Genomic DNA, 23,039 nt, shown 5'->3' with positions numbered 1-23,039 from the left:
CATGTTTTTTGACAAAACCGCCAGTTATCGGACTCAATATTGGATTATGGAAGAGAAAATTGAAAAAATCAAAACTTTGGTATAAATGTTGTTGTAATCTAAGTATAGAATATCTTCTGAAATGAAGATTTGTTTTTCATAATTTAAACCATTAATACCAGATAGTATGAATTCAACAAAAGTTATTTTAAGCGCATTGGCAGGAGTAGCAGTAGGAGTACAAATAGGTCTGTTGATTGCTCCGGAGAAGGGCGAAGATACTCGCAAAAAGTTAACCAAGAAAGGGGAAGCGTACTTGAAGGACATCAATGGTCAAATCGATGGACTTCTCAATGGAATGAATGAGAAAATGGACAAAATGAATAAGAACATTGCTACGGTAGCCGAAGAAACCAAAACCAGGGGAAAAGAACTTCTCGCTGAGGCCAAAGAAAAGTCGAAATAAGACAATCTTTACTGTTTGGGCCAATGATTTTTCATTGGCCTTTTTTATTTAAACCCACAAGAAGTAATTATGTCTTTAAAAAATACATCTGCCATCATCACCGGTGGCAATACAGGAATTGGCTTCGGCATAGCAGAAGCCCTGGCAGCTGAAGGGGTGAACGTGGCTATTAGTAGCCGTAGTCTTCAGCGAGCAGAAGAAGCCGCCGAAAAAATCCGGAAAAATGCCCAAACCAAAGGAGAAGTTCTTCCCTTGGAAATGGACGTACGCGACTTTGACGCACAAAAGAAAGGCGTGCAGGATGTACTCAGAAAATGGGGGAAGTTAGATTATTTCGTTGCCAATGCAGGTGTGGGGCACTTTGCATCGATTCAGGAGATGACTCCTGAAAAGTGGCACGAAACCATTGATACGAACCTGACGGGCGTATTCTATGGAATCAAGGCATCCGTGGATGCTTTAAAATCCACCAGAGGCTTTTTCCTCACCATATCCAGCCTGGCTGGTACCAACTTCTTTGCGGGGGGATCGGCTTATAATGCCAGCAAGTTTGGCTTGACTGGTTTCTCTCAGGCGATCATGTTAGATCTGAGGCAGGAAGGTGTGCGGGTAAGTACCATCATGCCCGGGTCAGTGGCCACGGGGTTTAACGATCACGAAGTAAACGAAAAGGATGCCTGGAAAATCCAGAAAGAAGATATCGGCGAAATGGTCGTCGGACTATTCAACCTGGATCCCCGTACCCTTCCGAGTAAGATAGAGGTAAGGCCTAGCATGCCTCCCAAAAAATAGGGTTTCCTACCCCGCAACAGGTTGTTTATTTACCGGCAGGCTTTTTTAGCTGCCGGTTTTTTTTGCTTAAAAAGTTACCATTCTTATTTAAAATCTCAATAAAAACGGCCATATTTACAAATAAAAGATATGTTTATCCTAGATAGACAGAAAATTGATTTTCAAAGACTTTAAAACACCGAAGGGATCGTTTTTAATTTTTTAAGGAGAGGAGAGAGATGCGAAACCGAATTTTCAATACGTTGTTTCTTCAGAAATTGAGTGAAGCAGATGATCCGATTTACCGGACCAGGCTCACCATACTTTCATGGGCCTACTTATCTACGGCACTATGTTTTGTCCATTGCATGATCCTGGTTGGAATTTTTGGGGAAATTCAGGCAAATTCATTGGCCTTTATCCCATTTATGGTGTTGCATGTTGCCCTGTTCTACTTACTCGTATATAAGGAATGGTTGATTCCATTGGCGCATGTGAAGATTTTGATGCTACTGGTACCCATACTGCTGAACCTGTTTCTGATGCAGGACAGGACCTTGATGATGCTGGACATTGCTTCGGTTTTCAATATCTTGATTTTTAGCCTGATCATCCTTTCCCAGCGGTGGACCATCTTCTATTTTGTTTGTAGTATAATTCCTATTTGTTTGGGGTATTTTTTTTACGATAACAATCAATTTCATGCGCTTTTCTACGGGTATGCAGCCGGAGACTACGTATTTGTCTCTGTAATGGCGTATTTATTTGCGATGGCTTTTATTTCGTTGTTGTGGATTAAAAATGCCTTTATGAAATCCTTCTCCAGGTTATCCGGCTTATCGGGTTTGTTGATAAAGCAAAGATCCAATTTATTGGTCCAATCGAAGGAACTAGAAAGGACGAATAGAGATTTGGAGAATCAACGACTCGCCGAGCAAAAGGCGCGTGAAGTTGCAGAAATGGCCAACAGAGCGAAGAGTACATTCCTTGCGACCATGAGCCACGAAATCAGAACCCCTCTGAATGGCGTGTTGGGCATGGCTGGATTATTGAAAGAGACCACCCTGGACGAGGAGCAGCGAGAGTTTACGGATATCATCTGCACCAGTGGCGAATCGTTGTTAAACGTGATTAACGATATCCTTGATTTTTCCCGGCTGGAATCAGGAGATGTAGAAATTGATCCCCATGATTTCAATCTGCGGAGTAGCATTGAAGATGTGTTGGATTTGTTCTCCAGACAGGCTTCCAAAAAAGGAATCGACCTACTCTATCAGCTTCCCGATGGGATTCCTTCACACCTGTGGGCAGACGGCATGAGACTGAAACAAGTGCTGATGAACTTGGTAAACAATGCCATCAAGTTCACCTCTCAGGGGGAGGTTTTTGTAGACATAGAAGTGGCGGCAAAGGAAGGAAAGGATTGGCGCCTAACCTTTAAAGTAAAGGATTCGGGCATAGGAATTCCTGCCGACAAAATTTCCCGCCTTTTCAAATCCTTTTCTCAGGTAGATGCATCTACTACCCGAAAATATGGAGGAACGGGATTGGGTTTGGCCATCTGCCATCATTTGGTTACGCTTATGGAAGGAGAAATCGGTGTTGAAAGTAATGAGGGCAAAGGCAGCATGTTTTATTTTACCCTTCCTATGAAAGCATCAAAGGCCGGGATTCTAAATGAAGTGCCAAAATCAGATAATCGTGTGCTAAAGGGTAAAAAAGTCCTTATTGTAGACGATAATCTTACCAATTTAAAAATTCTTCGCCTGCAATTAGAGAATTTAAGCATGAAACCCTATTCAGCTTCCTCGGCTGATGCAGCTTTGAAAATCTTAGAAAAGGAAAATGGAATTGATCTGGTAGTCACTGATATGGACATGCCCGAAAAAAATGGTTTACAATTGGCGAAAGAAATCAAAAGCACGTTTCACAATAAAGCCATACTGCTGTTAAGTTCCATTGGAGATCAGTCAAAAAAGACCAATCCGGGCCTGTTTACCTCTGTCCTGAATAAGCCGGTCAAATATACCCACCTCATACAGGCACTTCATGTAGCAGTACACGGAACCTCGGGAATTTCTCCATCGTCGAATAGACCTGAAAAAAAGCTCGAAACCCATTTTTCGGACAAGTACCCCTTATCCATCCTGGTGGCGGAGGATACGCCCATTAATCAAAAATTGATTTTGATGATCCTCCAGCGGTTGGGTTATCAACCCGAATTCGTTCATAACGGTCTGGAGGCACTCAGGAAAGTCTCGGATAAAAAGTTTGATTTGGTACTGATGGATGTTCAAATGCCGGAAATGGATGGGCTTCAGGCCACCAGAGAAATTCGGAGTCAACAGGTTGAAAATGCCCCTCTGATCATTGCCATGACAGCCGGTGCGATGGAAGAGGACAAACAGCGCTGCTTTGCAGCAGGAATGGATGGCTACATTTCCAAGCCGCTGGAAATCGACAAATTAAAAGAAGTGCTTAAAAAATCCAGTAGTACCATTCCACAAAAAGCATAGGCGGCATCAAATGTAAAAACGGGGCGGCATTACCTGCCTTATTCACCTTGTTTTTGTGCCAGCCTCTTTTCTTTTTGTTGGGTTTTTGGAGTAGGTACATCAGTAAGGGGCTTCCGTTCATGAAAATCTCCAGCTACCCGCAGGATAAAAGGAATACTTGCTAATTAAATCACTTTTAAGGGCTTAACCGGTTCAAAGGTCTTCAGAGACGGTGTCCTGGATGCAGGGATGCAGGGAATTTTGCGTTTCGTGGAATAGTCATGAGCACTTTTTTAATTTTTTTGTTAAATTGACCCATTAACCAGTAATTAATCTTAATAATAATCCAGAAACCAATCAATAATTTTGTAAACGCATTCCGACAACATTTATGGACTCAGCACTAAACAGAAGAAATTTTATGGAAAAGGCAGCACTGGCAGGCCTGGGCTTAAGCCTGGCACCTGGTTTTGTGTCCGCTCGCCCCAGAAACGAAAAGCGGGTCGGCATTATCGGCCTGGACACCTCCCATAGCATCGCCTTTACCAAAGCTTTTAATGCCACGGATGCGGCGGCGGACCTGGGAGGCTATAAAGTGGTGGCCGCCTATCCCCATGGCAGCAAGGACATACCCTCCTCGGTGGAACGAATTCCGGGATATACGGAGGAAATTCAAACCTTAGGGGTAGAAATGGTCGACTCCATTGCCTCCCTGCTGGACAAGGTGGATGTGGTGCTTTTGGAGACTAATGACGGCAGGCTTCACCTGGAACAGGCCCTGGAAGTCTTCCAATCCGGAAAAACTGTTTTTATAGACAAACCCATTTCGGCATCCCTGGTGGATGCCATTGCCATTTTTGAAGCGGCAAAAAAATATAAGGTGCCTGTTTTTTCCAGCAGCTCGCTGCGGTATATGGAAAACGCCGTAGCCGTCCGAAATGGAAAAATAGGAAAGGTAATGGGAGCCGATGCCTTTAGCCCGGCTACCCTGGAACCTACCCATCCGGATTTATTTTGGTACGGCATACACGGGGTAGAAACCCTCTATACCCTGATGGGGACCGGTTGCGAAACCGTTCAGCGGACGTTTACGCCCGGCGCAGATGTGGTAGTGGGCACCTGGGACGGAGGCCGAATTGGCACCTTCAGGGGCACCCGTTCGGGTAAAAGCGGTTACGGCGGAAGGGCCTTTGGTGAAGAAGGCATTATGGATATGGGCTCCTATGGAGGCTACCGACCCCTTTTGGTGGAAATAGCGAAGTTTTTTGATTCCGGGAAGGCACCCGTATCCGAGGAAGAAACGATTGAAATCTTTGCCTTTATGCAAGCTGCAGACGAAAGCAAGAAAATCAACGGACAGGCCGTGTCCCTGCAGGCCGTTTTGGACAAAGGCAGAAGAGAAGCCGCTCAAATTAGCATTTAATTTAATACCCAATACGATGAAAAATAGCAGAAGAACGTTTGTAAAAAAAGCAATAGCGGGGGCAACCCTGGCATCGGTAGGAGGCGTACTGCCCGGTATGTCCGCCAAAAGTTATGGTAAAATCATGGGAGCCAATGACCGCATCCTGGCAGCTAGCATGGGCGTGGTGAGCAGAGGTCATGCGGTTGGAACCAATTTTGCCAGCCAGGAGCAATGTGAGGTAATCTACAGCTGTGATGTGGATAGCCGCGCCGCGGAAAAGTTTGCAGGTTCGGTGAATGAAATACAGGGAAGAGCACCCAAAATCGAAAAGGATGTTCGCAAAGTACTGGAAGACAAAGAGGTGGACGTACTGATCGTCACCGCTCCGGATCACTGGCATGCTCCGGCTGCCCTGATGGCCCTGAAGGCCGGAAAGCACGTGTACCTGGAAAAACCCTGTAGCCACAATCCACACGAGGGCGAACTCCTGATAGACGCCCAAAAGAAATACAACAAGGTAATTCAAGTCGGCAACCAACGCCGCTCCTGGCCCAACGTGATGAAAGGGATAGAGGAGTTGCACAATGGAGTGATCGGCAGGGCCTACATGGCCAAAACCTGGTATGCCAATAACAGGGGACCCATAGGAGTAGGAAAGCAGGTGCCGGTACCGGAATGGCTGGACTATGAACTCTGGCAAGGACCCGCGCCCCGGGAGACTTACCGGGACAATATTCTGCACTACAACTGGCATTGGTTCTGGAACTGGGGCACCGGGGAAGCCCTGAACAACGGCACCCATATGGTGGACCTGGCCCGATGGGGGCTTCAGGTGGATTATCCAAACCGCGTGAATTCCTCCGGTGGCAGGTACCGGTACGATGACGATTGGGAGACTCCGGACACACAAATTATCAACCTGGAATTTGATAACAATTCCCTTATCACCTGGGAAGGCAGAAGCTGCAACGGAAAGCACATCGAAAGCGGAAGTGTCGGTACCCTGTTTTACGGAGAAGAAGGAAGCCTCTTGATCGAAGGGGGCAACTCCTACAAAATTTTCAACCTGAAAAACGAATTGGTGAAGGATGTTAAAAACGATCAGGTGATCGATCCAACCAACCGGACCAACCCGGCGCAGGCATTGGATGCGATGCACATCCAAAACTTTTTTGACGGCATCCATAAGGGCACGGAAGTCCGGTCGGAGATCGTTGGCGCACACAAAAGTACGCTGCTCGTTCAACTGGGAAATATTGCCCAGCGGGTGGGAAGGACCCTGGATATCGATCCCAAAACGGGAATTATTCAATACGATCCCACCGCTATGGAACTCTGGAAAAGGGAATACGAGCCCGGCTGGGAACCAAGTGTCTAAGTTTTCTTACATCTCAAAAAGGCCAAACAAACCTGGTTTGGCCTTTTTTCTTTCTTCACCTTAATCGTCTGTTATGGAGTTGAGTACCCTTGACCTGATTGTGATTGGTCTGTTTTTTTTATTGATGTTGTTGATTGGCGTCTGGTCGTATTTCAGAAATACCGATTCAGAAGATTACTTTGTGGCTGGTGGTAAGCTGCCTTGGTGGCTATCAGGAATCAGTCACCATGTTTCCGGATACAGCGGTGCGGTTTTCGTAGCCTATGCCGGGCTGGCGTATACGCATGGGTTTTCAGTATACATCTGGTGGGCACTTACGATCGGCTTGACCGTGATGATTTCGGCCAAGGTATTTCCGGTCTTCTGGGTCCGGCTGAGAAAGCGGTTTAAAATCCAATCTCCTTTGGAGTTTCTGGAAACCCGTTACAACCTGGCCACCCAGCAGTTGATGGCCTGGAGTGGGGTGATTCTGAAATTGTTTGACATCGGCGCCAAATGGGCAGCGATAGCCATTCTGCTAAATGTCTTTACCGGCATTTCCCTGACTTGGGGAATTCTTATATCCGGAGGTATTTCCCTGCTGTACATCACCTTTGGAGGACTGTGGGCAGTAATTATTACCGATTTTGCGCAATTTGTCGTACAGATAATCGCCGGACTGGTCATGTTTGTGGTGGTCCTTCAGAAATTGGGTGGAGTGGATGCTATATTTACCGTTTGGGATCAACTTCCCGAGGGAAATAGTCAGGCCTTTAACGATCCCTATACGGTTGGTTTTGCCCTGGCCTTTTTGTTTATCAACTTCCTTTCCTACAACGGCGGACAGTGGAACCTGGCCACGCGCTATATTTCCTCCCCAACGGAACAACAGGCATCGAAAGCCGCCTGGCTCTCCGGAGCCCTGTACCTGGTTTGGCCCCTAATCCTGTTTTTTCCCATGTGGGCCGCGCCCGTGCTCCTGCCCAATATGGAAGACCCCACCCAGTCCTATGGTATCCTTACCATGGAACTCCTTCCCATAGGATTGATAGGCCTGGTGATCGCTTCTTTATTTGCCAACACCATGTCCATGACCTCCTCCGATATCAATACGATCTCAGCAGTCATTTCCCGGGATATTTTACCTGCGGTCAATAAAAAATTCAGAAAGGAAACCACCTCCCTCACCACTGCAAGGATTACCACTTTCCTGTTTACTCTGGGGACCATCGTGATTGCCTTGCAGTTTGAGCGCTTTGGTGGCGTATTGGGACTGATTATCAGTTGGTTTGGCGCATTGGTGGGACCCATTGCCATTCCCATGCTCTTTGGTTTGATTCCCTGGTTCAAATCCTGCGGACCCAAAGCTGCTATTGGATCCATTCTGGTGGGGCTGCTGGCCTTTGTGATCACCAAAAACGTGGAATTAAATAGCCTGGCCCTGGAAGTAAGTTTGCCTGTACTCAGCTCAGCGGTTACCTATATTTTTGTAGGATTTCTGCAGAGGGATACGGTTCCTGATAAAGTAAAGCAAATGCTGGAAGACATCGCCCAGGAATAAGTCATTCAACCTGGCTTTATCCTGCTTTAAGAGGGAGCTGGGCGGTAAAACGGGATTCAATTTTCTCAACTAAACCTCAGCAACGGTATTTTTTCTCTTAACCGCTGCTTTAGATTATCAGGAAAGGCTTTCTTTCCCATAAACAGATCCGTCAGCAGTTCGCAACCTCGCTGCCCGTATTTCTGAATTAGCAGATTCCGCATCGATGGCTGGGCATAAAATATCCAGGCCATCAAACTGGATGTTTTCAACTCTGAAAGCAGTCTTTCTTCCAGCAAAGCCTGATAGGTCTGCCCGGCAGCAACGCTTGATTCACCACTTTCTATAAGGGCCTTGGCGGCCAATTCCCCGGAATACAAGGCATTGGAAATGCCTTCGGCGGTCAACGGGTCTGCAAATCCTGCCGCATCTCCTGCCAGAAAAACCCGGCCCTTGGAAAAGCCTGTTGTTCTGGGGGCAATCGGAATCTGGAAGCCATGCGCGGAAGCGGAAAGCAGCTCGTTAATCTGTAGTTTTTTCAGATAGGCCTGATAGTATTCTTTTAGATTTATTTTCTGCTTTTTGAGGCTGCAGACTCCCAGGGACAAATGGTTCTTTTTGGGAAAACACCAGGCATAGCCATAGGGTACCGCATCCACGTCAAAGCGAGTGGTTCGGGACAGTCGCTCAAAATCTTCCGGATTCACTGTTACTTCGTATTCCAGCGCCGGAATAAGCTTTCTGCTTTCTTCCCATCCGGCCAATTTGGCGGTAGGACTAAGGGCTCCATCCGCAGCGATTACATATGTGGCCTTGATTTCCCCCATTGACGTCTGCAACAAAACCCCGTTTTCTTCCTGCGTCAACCCTTGAAGGGTACACTGTTCCAACAATTCCGCGCCTTTTTCCCGGGCTTTTGTCACCAGCAGGGAATCGAAGGAATCTCGCATTACCATGCTGATAATCGGTTCCTCTCTTCGCGCGGAAAAATACCGCTTGGAACCTTCAAAATAGACTTCGATTTCCCGGCATTCCTTTTCTATCGTGGCTTCTATTGAAAAGGGTAAGCGGCTTTTTCCCCGGAATACCAGGCCTCCTCCGCAGGTTTTGTAGCGAGGGAGTTGTTCTTTTTCGATCAGGAGGACGCGTTTGTTTGCAGCGGCGGCGGTGTAGGCCGCCATGGCACCGGCCGGTCCCGTGCCGATTACGGCAATGTCGTATGCATTCATGGGCTGAATCAGAGCTCGTCCGGCTCCCTTTCGGGCACATACGGACCGGTGAGGACTAGTTTTCCTACTGAGGGATCGATTAGATACCGTACCTGTATTTTATCCAGATCGGTTTCATGGATATTGAGACAGGCGTTGTAGTGCACTTTCTGAAACCCGAGCCAGAGCGACCCTTCCTGTGGGGATAGGGGCTCCTCCATTTCCAGCAGACGGACATTCTCGGCGATGGCTCCTTCGGAGCGGGTATAATAGCTTAGAAATATCCCCAATTCCTTTGCCTTCTCTGAAAATAAGGACTCCAAAGATGCCTTTAAACTGTCTTTAGGATCCTGTTCCTGCCAATCAAAAACCCACTTTTCCTGCATGTTCCTCGAAAATTAATGATTTTAAGTAGTACCTGAATTCGCCCAAATCGGTAATAGTCCATTCCTGAAAGATTAGCGTATTACTTGCGAAAACCCTAAGGAGCTTTAAATATAAATAGTTAACTTGGAATCGAACAGAATAATAACCAACAATTCCCCATTTTCCATGATAAGCACCAACGCTTTCCCTAATTCCCCTGATTTTTTTTACCGGAAAATACCTGTTTTCCATTAACAATTGCCTGAATTTGGAATCCTTCCTTCAGACGCAAACAAGCAATCAATTATATCTTTATAAATAACCCAAACGAATGAAACCAATTGTTCAGATCAGTTTAGATTTAACGAATATTGAAGAAGCGCTGGAAACAGCGGCTATGGCCATGCGTGCCGGCGTAGACTGGCTGGAAGCCGGAACACCTTTGATACTGGCCGAAGGCCTGCATGGAGTCCGTAAATTACGCGAAGCCTTCCCCGATACACCCATTGTAGCCGATTTGAAAACCATGGATGGGGGCTACCTGGAAGCAGAAATGATGGCAAAGGCCGGTGCCACCCACGTGGTGGTCATGGCCCGTGCCCACGAAGAAACCATCAAATGCGTGGTGCAGGCAGGGAAAGATCATGGGGTAAAGGTGATGGGGGACAACCTGGGTTGCCCGGATATGGTGGCCGGAGCCAAATTCCTGGAAGATTTGGGCTGTGATTTTATCGTTCACCATATCGGTTATGACGAAAGAAGAGGAATTGCCGCAAAGGGCCTACGCATGCCCAGCCCCCTGGATCAGCTTAGAGAAGTGGTAAACGCCGTCAGCATTCCCGTGCAGGCGGTGGGCGGACTAAGCCTGGAGCAGGCCATTTCCACCCCTACCTATGGCGCTCCGCTGGTAGTGCTGGGCGCACCCCTGACCATCGATGCAGATGCGTTTAAAACTGCCGACGGAGATCTGGAAGCTTCCCTGCGCAAAATCTGCGATGCAGTACATGCCCATGGGGATGTGGATATATCTAACTAAAAAACAACAGGTACATGAAATCAGCAGCAGTAGTAAACTATGCAGAAGCCAAAGGCTCTGTAGAAGTTCGTGAAATCGAACAACCCGAAATAGGAGAGGACGAAGTATTGTTGGAAGTGGCCAACGTGGGTGTTTGTGGCAGTGACCTGCACCAATGGACCTCGGATCACAGTTGGCCGGTGAACTACCCGGTGGTACTGGGACACGAGTTTGGCGGTAAGATCCTGGAGATCGGGCCGCGGGTGGAGGGATGGAAGACCGGGGACCGGGTGGTGAGTGAAACTGCCGCCGTGATCGACCCTCTGAATCCCATGAGCCGCGTCGGGCTGTACAACCTGGACCCCACCCGAAAAGGCTTTGGCTACGGGGTGAATGGGGCCATGACCCGCTTTGTTAAGGTTCCGGCCCGCTGCCTGCACCGGGTTCCGGAGCAGGTGCCTTTTGAGGAAGCCTGCCTGACCGAGCCTTGTTGCGTGGCCTACAACTCCGTGGTAATGAACTCCAATATCCGGCCTGGCGACCGGGTGGTCGTCATCGGACCGGGCACTATTGGCATGCTTTGCGCCGTCATGGCCCGCTTAAACGGCGCTGAGGTGGCCGTTCTGGGGCTGGAAGCAGATAAGGGCCGGTTGGAAATTGCCAAAGGCTACGGCTGCGAAGGCATTATCGGAGACGCTACCGACTGGGCCAAATCCCGGGACGGCCTGGGTGCCGACCTGATTGTGGATGCGGCAGGAGCAAGCGCCACCCTGAAAATCGCCATGGACCTGGTGCGCCCCAACGGGCAAATTACCAAAGTGGGCTGGGGACCGCAGCCCTGTAATTTTTCCCTGGATCCGATCGTTCAGAAAAACGTCCGCCTTCAGGGTAGTTTCAGCCACAACTGGCCCATCTGGGAAAAAGTTATCGGCATGATGGGTTCCGGCATGCTGGATGTCAAACCCATTATCGGAGGCGTATGGCCTGTTACCTCCTGGCTGGAAGCCTTTGAGAAAATGCATCATGGAGAAGTGGTAAAAAGCGTACTCAAACCCGTCTGATCATGCGACTAAAAGGAAAAGTAATCATCGTCACCGGCAGCACCACGGGCATCGGCAAGGCCATCGCCCTTCGCTGTGCAGCCGAAGGCGCCAAGGTGGTGCTACACGGGTTGGAAAAGGATTGGGGAGAAGCGGTAATGCAACAAATAGGAGCGGAGCAGGCCGTTTTGCATGTGGAAGACCTGCAAGAAGAAGGCTGCGCGGAGCGCCTGGTGGCCCTGGCCAAAGAGCGTTTTGGAAAATTGGATGCTGTAGTCAACAATGCTGCCTGGGTGGTGTCCTCCGATTTGGAACGCGTGGACCGGGCCTTTCTGGAGAAAGTGCTGGCCATTAATTCCATCGCCCCGCTTTTGCTGATCAAAGCCGCCTTGCCGGAATTATCCGCCAACAAGGGCAATGTATTGAACATCGGTTCCGTCAATGCCTGGAGCGGCGAACCCAACCTATTGGCCTACAGCATGTCCAAAGGCGCGCTGATGACCATGACCCGAAACCTGGGCGACAGCCTTTTTCGGGATAAGAGTGTCCGCGTCAATCAGATCAACCCAGGTTGGGTGCTTACGGAGACCGAAAAGCAACGGAAAAAGGAACACGGCCTTTCGGATACCTGGTACGAAGACCTTCCCAAAATGTACGCCCCGGCCGGGCGAATCATTGCTCCGGAAGAAATTGCCGCCGCCGCTATCTTCTGGCTCTCCGACGAGTGCGGACCCGTGAGCGGACAGGTGATGGAACTGGAACAGTACCCCCTGATTGGCCGCAATGCCCCCAAAGATGCAAGTACCATTCATTAATTTTTCAACCAATAGATTATGCCAAAATTAGCCGCATTTCCCAAAGCCTACATGCAAGCCCTGTGCAAGGACGGAACCATGAAACTGGAAGAATGGATCCAGCTCGCCAGTACCCTGGACATAGACGGTCTGGAGTGGTACGCGGGTTTTCTGGAAATGGAGGACCGCTCCCGCTGGCCCGAATTCAAGGCCCGGGTGGAAGATACCGGAAAAGTAATTCCCATGATGTGCTGTTCCCCGGATTTTACCCATCCGGATGCCGCCTTTCGGGAAAAGGAAATTGCCAAACAAAAACACTGGATCGACATGACCCATGCCCTGGGCGGTAGTTATTGCCGGGTACTTTCCGGGCAAAAACGACCCGAACTAAGCCTGGATGAGGGCGTAAAACTGGCGGCCGATGCCATCATGAGTTGTATTCCCTATGCCGAAGAGCGGGGAATTACCCTGATTCTGGAAAACCATTACAAGGACGATTTCTGGACCTATCCGGAATTTGCCCAGAAAATGGAGGTATTCTGCCAACTGGTAGACAGCATACAGCATTCCCATTTTGGGGTCAATTACGATCCCAGCAATACCTTTCTGGCCGGCGAGGATCCCCTGGAACTGCTCCATCGGGTGTCGGATCGGGTGGTCACCATGCATGCCAGCGACCGTTTCCTGAAATACGGCACCATCGACGACCTGAAAAAAGAAGAAGGCGGGGCCGTGGGCTATGCCAAACGATTGAGTCATGGGGAGATTGGCAAAGGACTGAACGACTACGATGCCATCTTTACCGAACTGAAGCGTGTGGGATTCGACGGCTGGGTCAGCATCGAGGACGGCGTGGACGGCATGGATCAATTGGAAAGAAGCGTGGCATTTCTAAAGAAAAAGCTCGCCACCTACTGGCCCGAACAAGCCTGATTTTGTGCCTCCCAGTCGACCGCAAGTTTGAGGTAAATTGGGAAAAATGAGGGCCTTGAATAATAAAGGATGCTTTCACGCCGCGCTCGCCGCGAATCCGCAGCGCTCGCCGCGTGAAACCCTTACTTGTCAAGGGGAGCCGTATATAGCTTCCTTTAAGCTTATTCCAAATCAAGTTTGGTACAGGCTTCCTCAACCTTAGGTGCCGGAAAAGTTATGAGTGCTGAACAAAAACGATAAACAGATGAAAGCAACACTACTCTTTGATTCCCGCTGTGTACTGGCCGAAAGCCCCGTTTGGGAGCCGACGGAAGGCCGGTACCTCTGGGTGGATATCGAAAACGGAAACCTGTACCGCCTGAAAAGGGGAGATACCAGCCCCGAAAAATGGAGCTTTCCCCATCGCTTGACCATGGTCATTCCCGACGGAAACGGCCAATACCTGCTGGCGCTGGACCGGAAACTGGCCAAATTTGACCCGGATTCGGAGCAGCTTGACTGGTTATGCGAAGTGGAGCAAGATAAGCCGGACAACCGCTGGAACGACGGTGCCTGTGATAGCAAAGGCAGGCTATGGGCCGGCACCATGAGCTCCAAATTCACCAAGAATGTAGGTTCGCTGTACCTGGTGGATAAGGAGCTGGCTCCAAAGAAGGTCATCGATTTGGTTAGCATCTCCAACGGCATCTGCTGGTCCCTGGACGAGCGCACCCTATACTATATTGACAGCCCCACCCGAAAGATACAAGCCTTTGACTTCGATCTGGAGAAGGGCTTTATCAGTTTTAACCGGGTAGCCGTGACCATACCGGAGGAACTGGGCACGCCGGATGGCATGTGCATGGATCAAAACGGCAAGCTCTGGGTGGCCCATTACGGAGGATTTGGCGTGTACTGCTGGGACCCCAATACCGGCCTGCAACTGGACAAAGTCGACGTTCCCGCCCCTCACGTCACCTCCTGCGCCTTCTCAGGACCAGACAACGACGAACTACTTATCACCACCGCCCGCGAAAACCTCTCCGCCGAAAAGATACAGCGGTACCCACAAAGCGGAAGTGTTTTTATCGGTAAGGTTCCGGTAAATGGAGCAAAGGTCTACGGACCGGCCTTTTGATCACAAGAGGGAGGTAGTGAATGATCGGTTCTTCCCCCGGGACGTTTTTCGGGAAGGAGGGAGCGGCTGGTTTTGTTCTGGCGTATTTTTTTCTTGTACCCAGGTTATTTTTATTCGGTTGGCTGGATTTTTTGGACGGTATTCCAAGCCATTCTTAAATAAAACTACTATATTGTTCGTGTGTGTGGTAGGATTTGGAAACGGCTGTAGGACAACTTTTCCATGGAAGCTCGATGTATTTTCAAAGGCTGACGAAACTTCGGGTTAAATGGCTTACTTCCCTATCGGACATAGCAATAGTCGAAAAAATAAACCCTGACAAAAAAACAGACTAATGAGGGGTATCCAGTCGTAAATGGTTGGATAAGCCTGATTTTTGTTTGGTATATAATATGAGTTATCGCTCAGTGTAGAAAACCCGAATATCAAAATGACATTAGGAAAAAGAGTAAATTTATAACTTATAAATTATTAACTATCTGTAGTGACATCAGAATCGCAAAAAATTGAGCTCAAAGTAACCTGGAGAGACGAATACCTGAAATGGATTTGTGGTTTTGCCAATGCTTATGGTGGTATTATTTTTATCGGTAAAGACGACACAGGAAAAGTAGTCGACTTGAAAGATGCTAAAAATCTAATGGAAGAAATCCCAAACAAGGTCAGAGATACTTTAGGGATTTTGGTTGATGTTAATCTGCACCAAACCGACGTAGGGAGATTTATTGAAATTCTTGTTGAGCAATATCCTTATCCAGTCAATTACAAAGGACAATATCATTATAGAAGCGGAAGTACCAAACAGGAATTAAAGGGGGCAGCACTTGACAAATTTCTCCTTCAGAAAAAAGGAAAAAGATGGGATGGAGTTCCTGTTCCGAATGTTTCAACTAATGATCTTAAGCAAGAAACATTTGATTTTTTTCGAAAACGAGCTTTCAGAAGCCAAAGAATCGATGAAGAAAATTTAGCTGACAGCAACGAGCATCTTATTGAGAATCTTCAACTCAAGGAAGGAAAATTTCTTAAGCGTGCCTCTATCCTGCTTTTTTATACAAATCCTGAAAAATATGTAACAGGGGCTTACATAAAAATTGGATTTTTTGAAAGTGACAGTGATTTGAGATTTCAGGATGAAATCCACGGTAATCTTTTTGAACAAATTGAAAAGACCACAGAGTTGCTTTTCACAAAATACATCAAGGCTTTGATAAGCTATGAAGGGTTGAATCGTGTGGAAACATACGAGTATCCAAAAGAAGCAATCAGGGAAGCATTACTAAATGCTGTTGCCCATAAAGACTATTCGGGTGGTGTTCCAATTCAAATCAGTGTTTATAATGACAAGTTAATGATTTGGAACGAAGGACAACTACCTGAAAATTGGACAATTGAAACACTTTTAGACAAACACTCATCAAAGCCATTCAACCCAGATATTGCAAATGCACTTTTTCGTAGCGGATACATTGAATCTTGGGGTCGGGGTATTTCGAAAATGACAGAGCAGTGCTTTAATTTTGGACTTCCTGCGCCCTTGTTCTTTTTTAAAAGTTCGGGTTTTTGGGTTGAGTTTAGAAAGGACATTTTTAACTACAATCAACTTAAAGACCTTGGACTTAATGAACGACAAATAAAAGCTGTGCTTTTCGTAAAAGACAACGGGAAAATAAATAACAGTGATTATCAGACTTTAAATGATGTTTCAAAAGCAACTGCTACGAGAGACCTTACTGAACTTGTTGAAAAATTCAAGGTATTGGGCAGAAGTGGAGAAGTTGGAGCAGGAACAACCTATGTTTTGATTGGCTCATAATTGGCTCAATTGGCTCATAGGGCAAATCAAATAAGAGAAGTAAATGAACAGAGAAAAACACCGAAGCGATAACATCACCTTGGATCCACCGGGCGGTTCAGAGTAAATAGAAAATCCAGTATCTTTAAAAAGTTAGGAGTAGGCTGGAAGAGAACGGCTCCGAATGCCCGCCGTCTCCAAGCTGAATCCCGTTGCCACGTTGAAAGAATGATTGTGCAACAAATTAGAATTAAGATAGATTTAAGAAAAAAAGGAAAATTCATATGGTTAAAAATGGACGTGATTACATAAAGGAATCCTACTTTGTTGGTGGTAAAATGAAATTTCGGAGAATTTATCTCATAGATGGCATACCAGAAGAAGATTTCTTTAAGGAGAATGCATCTGATATTGATCGTTTAATAAATGGAGAATATTGGGAAATAAGCTATGAAAAAGATTTTATTAATAATTCCGGTGAATCAACTAAACAAAAAACCGATTCATCAGATAATGAAATAGAAGATTTACCATTTTAACTAGTAGCATTGGGGCCTGATGTGAATGAATTCTACCAATACTAAACCAAGGATTTTAACTCAGTAAGGTTGATCAATTAGTGGGCGCAAGGAATGGATGTCATCCTGCATCCGTTTATTTTTTCCATTCATGGATAAACTCCGTTCCAAATGCCCATCCAATACCCTAATAGACAATCTCGAAGCCGGAAAGGGGAGGCGCTTAGCCTCATGGCTACACTTCCAAGCTTCAAACGAGCGGTTCCGATCCGAAACGATTCGGCTTTAAACCGCAAGTTCGTGGCTTTTAGCCTTAACGATCTGCCAAAATGGCGCAAGATTTCACTAAAATTCCGCAAGCACCCGGTTCCGAACTGCAAGCTTGCATCTAAAAACCTGACAGGCCGAGTTCGGAAGTACTCCCCCCCACTTCGGAAGTACCCCTTGTCGAGTTCCGGACCGGAAAATACCGGCCAAAATGGCAAAAAATTTGTGATTTAACCGGAACGCTTCGGTTTTTATGCAAAAATGGGAGCATTTTCGCTTCAACCGCCGGGTTCCGAACCGCAGCGTTCGAGTTCCGAACGCCAACGTTGTCAGTTTGATGTACCCCCTCCCACTTCAGAAGCCGGGGGGAGTACTTAACAAGTGGGGTAGGGTACTTCCGAAGTACCCTCCGGAGCTAAAACGATTCCTACCGGGACTTGAAAAGTAGGCTGTTGCCAGGTAATTGTGGGCTTTCCAAAAATCATTTATCCGTAGATCTTTATAGCCAGTTATCAATAGGGTGTCCTTTTGACCAAACAGGAATGCATGTCCTTTGGCAAGTATCACGCAGCAGGGGTTTGAGATGTTTTCGGTAGCAATTGGGGCACAGAAACAGGAAAAGTTGATCGGCAGGCTGTTATGGCTACAGATAAAGGCTCCGTTCGATGGTCATTTAAGAAAAAGTTAGTATTATTAATTTCTGGTGGGAAAGCAAAACCAAGAGGGGTGTGCAAGCGGAGTGGGATGGGGATTCTTGCCTTTTTTCTTGGATATAGGCTTGGCCCCGCTAATGTTAGGAAACCGGCACGATAAACCAAATCAATACCTTAAAGGAGTTATACATAAAATGGAAGAACCAAAAAAAATTTACTCAACAAGAGCCATAGCGATTGCCACTTTCGTAGGGGGACCGCTTGCTGCCGGATATTTGGTTAAGAAAAATTATGAGACCTTCGAACAACCTGATCATGCCAAAAAATCGCTTGTTATAGGAGTAATAGCCAGCATAGTACTTTTTGCCGGCATTTTCTTGATTCCGGAAGAGGCGATTGATAGCATACCTAGTGCCCTCATTCCATTAATTTATACAGTGATCATCTACCTAATCGTTGAGAGCATTCAAGGGGAACGACTAAAAGATCATAAGGCATCGAATGGGGCATTTTATTCTGCCTGGAAAGCGGCTGGAATAGGTGCTATTGCGACGTTGATTACCATTGCGGTAACGTTCTTGTTTGCGGTTATTTTTAGTTGATTTAGGAATTTTAAAAGGGGATGGTTGCCCTTAGTGCCGTATTCCTTGTTGGCACCGGATGTTGATTTGTGGCCAGCTGCTTGAGGTATTCATTTTGGCTAAAGCCAGGGGTATTTCTATTCCAATTTTAAGAATGGGCTAAAGCCGCATTCCTATAGAGGAAACGTTTATTTAAAACCCGAGTCCTGATAATCAATTGCCTACTGCTTCAGCTGTAGGCATCATTGAATTTTTACCCCATCATTGGCTTTAGCCAAATCTTTTATCTTTGAACCTTTCCAACCCAAATTTCACCATTTGATCCATTTAGGCGATGGTTTGAGATTCTATTCTATGAACTGGGCTAACGGAGCATTTCTATTTATGTTGGGGTTTCTAAGAGGACCAAGGCGGCTGATGGGATCAGGCCAACAGGTAAAATCTCCCTTCGATAGGACATTGGTTTTTGTTTGATTAAGAATTTAATTTTTGAAACAGTTGACCATCGACCTATTAATTTCGTAAATTGAAGCAAAAAGCATGGCAAGCCTCACGTTAAAATAACAAGCCATTGGAAAAATTGACCGCATCTCTCGAAATAAAGGAAGGGGAGAGGGCCTTGAAATCACTTTTTATAGCATGGGAAGACAACAACGATTCCAAAGAAATTAGAAGCACGAGTTGAAAAGCATGAGATACTGGTTCCGAATGAAGTACCTTTTAGACACCAATAGCTGCATTCATTTTTTAAGACGAAAGTTAGCGCGGTTCGAAAGGTTTCAGGAGATAGAAATTGAAAACGTTGCTATTTTTAAAATTACATTTGCTGAACTAGTTTTAGGGGCAGATGTAGAATAAGAGCACCCAAAATGATCGACAAAAAAATCACCACACTTATTGGTAAAGCCATACGCGAAGGGAGATACCTGAGTATTACCTACCAAAATAGGAGCGGGGAGATTACTCCTTTTTGGATAAGCATTCTAGATATCAATGCAAAGGGTGAACTGTGGGTAAACATGTTTAATGTTACCAAAGATGACCCCATCAGAGATGCCAAAATTTTTATTTCCAGCATTCAGACTGCTGAAATCCTGAAATTTTCACACTATGAGGTATCGGAAAAGCTGATTAGAAAGCTGGAAGAGGATGAAAGTTTACAGGTTTTTGAATTTGACCGGTATGACAATAGTATATTAAACTACTACCTGGAATGTTACAAAGCCAATAAGGACCCCTTTCTTTACAAAGCCCATTTAATTCCGGGGGTGGACTTAACAGAATTGGCGAAGAAAAATCCGTATCCGTTATCCGACGAACAGCAAAAACAGATCATAAAAGATATCTATCATAATGATTACAACAAGTATTTTAACTACGAGCTGGCGATAAGTGAATTTTCGATTGATTTATATTCAAAAGGTAAATTTGTAATTGCCTACCGCAAACTCGAGCTAGATCCCGTCGACAAAACCCTGCATGTAGGTAGCAAAACACAATTCAATCCCAACTTTTATATCAAGGATGTAAAGCATTCCTTATCCTACTACACCGATTTGAGTCCGGAAGATTATGAAGCGATGTACCTAAGGGATAGGTCCGAAGCGTTAGCCCTATTGCGGGCCAATTTTAAAACCGGCGAAATGCCAAATACCAGGCCGGAGGTAGTTGTTTTGGGATATGCACAGATAGATATAGCTGGAATTTACGATAACATACACGCTGCCTATGAGCAAAAAGAAATGGAGGTTCCCTTAAAGGCATTTTTTCAAAACCTATCATTGCTGGACAGGCAAAACCGAACCGAACCGCATATTGCGCTGTATGACCGGAATATTAATATTGATCAGATTCAAACCATTTACAATGCGTTGAAATACCCCATCACCTATGTGCAAGGACCACCCGGAACCGGCAAAACGCAAACCATATTGAATATTATTGTGAATTGCCTCACCAATGGCAAAACGCTATTGATTTCGTCAAACAACAATGTACCTATTGATGGAATTAAGGATAAACTATACATTGGCAGGTACCGGAACAAGGAAATCCTGCTTCCTGTACTCAGGCTTGGGAACAACAAATGCGTCGCCCAGGCACTGGATTTAATTAGAGAAAGGGTTGCCTTTGAAACAAAAGATGTGCCTAAGGAAAAACTCTTGTTTAATATCAAAGAAAAGTCGAAAGAGAAAAACAGAAAATTGCTGGAGAAGATTAAGAATTATGAAACCAGCATGGAACAGACACAAAACCTGTCTTTCGTTAGCAGTTTGTTGTCAAAAGGAAAAAATCATTTACTGGAAAAGGAAAAACAGGCCATTGAAGAAAAACTAAGCCAAATCCCAGAAACCAACAATGATGATCTGGACAATTTATTTGAAGTGATAAAAGATAACCAACAGCTGTTGCAGTTTTTCTACTTCGAATCCTTGCGCTATGTAAAGCGTTTGAATAGCAAGGATTTTACTCCACTGATAGAAATACTGGCTATTGAGGAATCCGAAAAACAGGTAAAGGAATTTAATAAATGGATTGCCGATGACGAAAACCTAGAGAAGCTCACAAAAATATTCCCCATTATCCTTACAACCAATATATCCAGTCGTAAGTTGGGACGGAAATATAAATTTAATTTACTGGTAATGGATGAAGCCGGGCAGTGCGATATAGCCACCAGCCTGATCCCGATTTCAAAATGCAAAAACATGGTTCTGATTGGCGATACAAACCAGCTAAAGCCGATTGTTGTTTTTGAAGAAAGCAGAAATCGACACCTGATGAGCCAGTTTGGTGTAGATAATACCTACGATTACTATAATAATTCTATTCTGTCCATTTATAAAAGGATAGATAATATTTCCAGAGACATTTTGCTAAGCTACCATTATCGCTGTGGAAGGAAAATTATCAATTATTCTAACATGCGGTTTTATGAGAACAGATTAAACCTTTCGAAGACTACAATAAAAGGTGAGGTGAAGCTGATAGATGTGAATAATGTAAACCAAAAGGATAGAAATGCGTGCATTGAAGAAGCACAGGAAATAGTCAAATACATCGCCGAAAATAAGTTAACGGATACGTTTATCATCACCCCCTTTCGAAATCAGCAAGAAGTTTTGAATCATTACCTGAATAAGGCAAAAGCAAATGCCGAAATTGATTCTTCTGTGAGTTGCGGTACAATTCACAAAATCCAGGGGCAAGAGAATAAAACTATCATCATATCTACTTCCATATCCAGCAACACAAGCCCCAGAACCTACGACTGGATAAAAAACAACAGCCAGTTAATCAATGTTGGCGTTACCAGGGCACAGCATAACTTGGTTGTGGTAGCCGATAAAAAGGCAATAGATAGGTTATCCAGAAAAGATGACGATTTGTACGCGCTGATTGATTATGTTCAGAAAAATGGTACTACCCAGATCCAAAAAAGCGCTGCAAACAAGTTTACCATCGGATTTTCGAATGATTCCAAATTTGAAGACGAATTTTATAAAACAATGAGCCATTATTGCACCATTCAAGGCACCCGTTTTGAAAGAAATGTAAAGGTAATCGATGTTTTTCCGGGAGAATTAAACAATCCGGATGTAAACAAAAAGGAATTTGACGGCGTCATTTTTCAGGGTAGGATGCCAAAAGTGGTATTTGAAATAAATGGTATAGAGCATTTTAAAAATAAAAAGCGAATTGAGTCAGATAAGATTAAAATGCAACTACTGCATTCAAAAAATATCGACAGAATAATTGTACCCAATCATTATGTGAAACATTATGAATTTATACGGGAATTAATGAATAAAATCAAAGGAGGTGTTTATCAAAAAGCATTGTTTGATGGCTAATATGTTAGTTTAAATCTACCTCTTCGTCCGACGCTGTTTCATCTTCAATTTTTTTTTAAATTGATTTAAATAGTTTCCTGTTTATGGATGATTTTTTCAAAAAAATGTCGTTCTTTTCGTTTCTATACGTATTCAGATGCTGAAGAAAATCGGTTTTCTATTGCTCGCATTCTTTCTGGCCTTTAGGTCTTATGAAATGGTGAATGGGCTACTTCGCCATAACCTCTCGGATTTGTCTTTTATTGAATCAGTTTTGATTTCTTTTTTGTTAGCCCTATTTCTAACGGGTGTTTTTGCGTTTCCGGGATTTGCTTTTCCGACAAGTACGCTGCTTCCTGACGCATATTACCGAATTCGCGAACCCGAGCGGTTAAAAGCGACTTATGAAGGGTTGGGAGGGGAGTATTTTAAACGGATGCTGCTTATTGGCTTCTGGGGTAAGGAGAAGCAGCGAAAGAAATATTTCGATGGCACCAAAACAGGGATTGCTAACCTGGATTTCCAGACCAGGCAATCCGAATTCGGCCATTTGGGGGCCTTTATTTTGCTTGGTGTTGCATCGGTTATGTTATTGTTCCGGGGATATACTTTCATTTTCTTTCTCACCACCTTGCTAAATATAATCGGAAATGGCTATCCGATTTTGTTGCAACGGGTGCATCGCATCCGGATTCAGAAAATACTAGGTGGGTAAATCGATTGGAACCTATGGACCTATGTAAAAGAATGGACTAAAGCCCGATTCCTATTGGATAATAACCAATTTGAGGAATAGTCTAACGCCTCATTTTTTTGAAGATTCATCGCTTGAAACCAGGATTCTTTTAATAAATTGCCTACTGCTTCAGCTGTAGGGAATAGAGATTTTTTCCTCATTTAGGGCTT

The 23,039-nt window shown here is 45.3% G+C and carries 19 protein-coding genes; 16 read left to right on the top strand and 3 right to left on the bottom strand.

Annotated elements, in window-relative coordinates:
• Positions 1 to 166 precede the first annotated feature (166 nt).
• The 6 genes from GJS45_RS20690 (at position 167) to GJS45_RS20665 (ending at position 8,034) form a co-directional block, all read left to right on the top strand.
• Positions 167 to 445, top strand: a complete 279-nt coding sequence (locus GJS45_RS20690; protein WP_162343788.1) for a YtxH domain-containing protein — start codon at positions 167 to 169, stop codon at positions 443 to 445.
• 69 nt (positions 446 to 514) lie between these two features.
• On the top strand, positions 515 to 1,237 hold the full coding sequence (locus GJS45_RS20685) for an SDR family oxidoreductase (RefSeq protein ID WP_162343787.1): 723 nt from the start codon (positions 515 to 517) through the stop codon (positions 1,235 to 1,237).
• Between the two features lie 218 nt (positions 1,238 to 1,455).
• Positions 1,456 to 3,732, top strand: a complete 2,277-nt coding sequence (locus GJS45_RS20680) for a response regulator (protein ID WP_162343786.1) — start codon at positions 1,456 to 1,458, stop codon at positions 3,730 to 3,732.
• A gap of 400 nt (positions 3,733 to 4,132) precedes the next feature.
• Entirely contained in the window at positions 4,133 to 5,134 is a 1,002-nt protein-coding gene (locus GJS45_RS20675; protein WP_202928143.1) for a Gfo/Idh/MocA family protein, read from the top strand.
• A 16-nt stretch (positions 5,135 to 5,150) separates the two neighbouring features.
• Positions 5,151 to 6,494: a Gfo/Idh/MocA family protein gene (locus tag GJS45_RS20670; protein WP_162343784.1), complete on the top strand. Its 1,344-nt coding sequence runs from the start codon at positions 5,151 to 5,153 to the stop codon at positions 6,492 to 6,494.
• A gap of 73 nt (positions 6,495 to 6,567) precedes the next feature.
• Entirely contained in the window at positions 6,568 to 8,034 is a 1,467-nt protein-coding gene (locus GJS45_RS20665; RefSeq protein WP_162343783.1) for a sodium:solute symporter family protein, read from the top strand.
• Positions 8,035 to 8,099: 65 nt separating this feature from the next.
• On the opposite strand, the gene GJS45_RS20660 is transcribed toward GJS45_RS20665, so the two are convergent.
• The 3 genes from GJS45_RS20660 to GJS45_RS20650 are packed head-to-tail and all read right to left on the bottom strand — an operon-like array spanning position 8,100 to position 9,839.
• Entirely contained in the window at positions 8,100 to 9,242 is a 1,143-nt protein-coding gene (locus GJS45_RS20660) for a geranylgeranyl reductase family protein (protein ID WP_162343782.1), read from the bottom strand.
• Between the two features lie 8 nt (positions 9,243 to 9,250).
• Positions 9,251 to 9,607, bottom strand: a complete 357-nt coding sequence (locus GJS45_RS20655) for a hypothetical protein (RefSeq protein WP_162343781.1) — start codon at positions 9,605 to 9,607, stop codon at positions 9,251 to 9,253.
• Positions 9,585 to 9,839: a hypothetical protein gene (locus tag GJS45_RS20650; protein ID WP_162343780.1), complete on the bottom strand. Its 255-nt coding sequence runs from the start codon at positions 9,837 to 9,839 to the stop codon at positions 9,585 to 9,587. Before GJS45_RS20650 ends, GJS45_RS20655 begins: the two co-directional genes overlap by 23 nt.
• A 79-nt stretch (positions 9,840 to 9,918) precedes the next feature.
• Between GJS45_RS20650 and GJS45_RS20645 the strand changes: the two genes are divergently transcribed.
• The 10 genes from GJS45_RS20645 (at position 9,919) to GJS45_RS20600 (ending at position 22,848) form a co-directional block, all read left to right on the top strand.
• A complete protein-coding gene (locus GJS45_RS20645; protein ID WP_162343779.1) occupies positions 9,919 to 10,623 on the top strand; it encodes an orotidine 5'-phosphate decarboxylase / HUMPS family protein in 705 nt (234 codons plus the stop codon).
• 14 nt (positions 10,624 to 10,637) lie between these two features.
• Positions 10,638 to 11,663 (top strand): zinc-binding dehydrogenase, encoded by a 1,026-nt coding sequence (locus GJS45_RS20640; RefSeq protein ID WP_162343778.1) that lies wholly within the window; start codon positions 10,638 to 10,640, stop codon positions 11,661 to 11,663.
• A 2-nt stretch (positions 11,664 to 11,665) separates the two neighbouring features.
• Positions 11,666 to 12,457 (top strand): SDR family NAD(P)-dependent oxidoreductase, encoded by a 792-nt coding sequence (locus tag GJS45_RS20635; RefSeq protein WP_162343777.1) that lies wholly within the window; start codon positions 11,666 to 11,668, stop codon positions 12,455 to 12,457.
• An 18-nt stretch (positions 12,458 to 12,475) separates the two neighbouring features.
• Entirely contained in the window at positions 12,476 to 13,369 is an 894-nt protein-coding gene (locus tag GJS45_RS20630) for a sugar phosphate isomerase/epimerase family protein (RefSeq protein ID WP_162343776.1), read from the top strand.
• A 244-nt stretch (positions 13,370 to 13,613) separates the two neighbouring features.
• Positions 13,614 to 14,486 (top strand): SMP-30/gluconolactonase/LRE family protein, encoded by an 873-nt coding sequence (locus GJS45_RS20625; RefSeq protein WP_162343775.1) that lies wholly within the window; start codon positions 13,614 to 13,616, stop codon positions 14,484 to 14,486.
• 484 nt (positions 14,487 to 14,970) lie between these two features.
• Positions 14,971 to 16,302 carry an ATP-binding protein gene (locus GJS45_RS20620; protein WP_162343774.1) on the top strand — a complete coding sequence of 444 codons (1,332 nt, stop codon included), beginning with the start codon at positions 14,971 to 14,973 and terminating at the stop codon, positions 16,300 to 16,302.
• 263 nt (positions 16,303 to 16,565) lie between these two features.
• Complete coding sequence (locus tag GJS45_RS20615) at positions 16,566 to 16,820, top strand: hypothetical protein (protein WP_162343773.1); 255 nt, start codon at positions 16,566 to 16,568, stop codon at positions 16,818 to 16,820.
• Positions 16,821 to 17,913: 1,093 nt separating this feature from the next.
• Positions 17,914 to 18,321 carry a hypothetical protein gene (locus GJS45_RS20610; RefSeq protein ID WP_162343772.1) on the top strand — a complete coding sequence of 136 codons (408 nt, stop codon included), beginning with the start codon at positions 17,914 to 17,916 and terminating at the stop codon, positions 18,319 to 18,321.
• 848 nt (positions 18,322 to 19,169) lie between these two features.
• Positions 19,170 to 22,154, top strand: a complete 2,985-nt coding sequence (locus GJS45_RS20605; protein ID WP_162343771.1) for a DEAD/DEAH box helicase — start codon at positions 19,170 to 19,172, stop codon at positions 22,152 to 22,154.
• Between the two features lie 136 nt (positions 22,155 to 22,290).
• Positions 22,291 to 22,848, top strand: a complete 558-nt coding sequence (locus GJS45_RS20600; protein ID WP_162343770.1) for a glycosyl-4,4'-diaponeurosporenoate acyltransferase CrtO family protein — start codon at positions 22,291 to 22,293, stop codon at positions 22,846 to 22,848.
• Positions 22,849 to 23,039: the final 191 nt, after the last annotated feature.

Origin of the sequence: Cyclobacterium salsum, from assembly GCF_010119245.1 — a bacterium.
Classification (GTDB): Bacteria; Bacteroidota; Bacteroidia; order Cytophagales; family Cyclobacteriaceae; genus Cyclobacterium; species Cyclobacterium salsum.
This window is presented reverse-complemented; position numbering and strand designations above follow the sequence as displayed.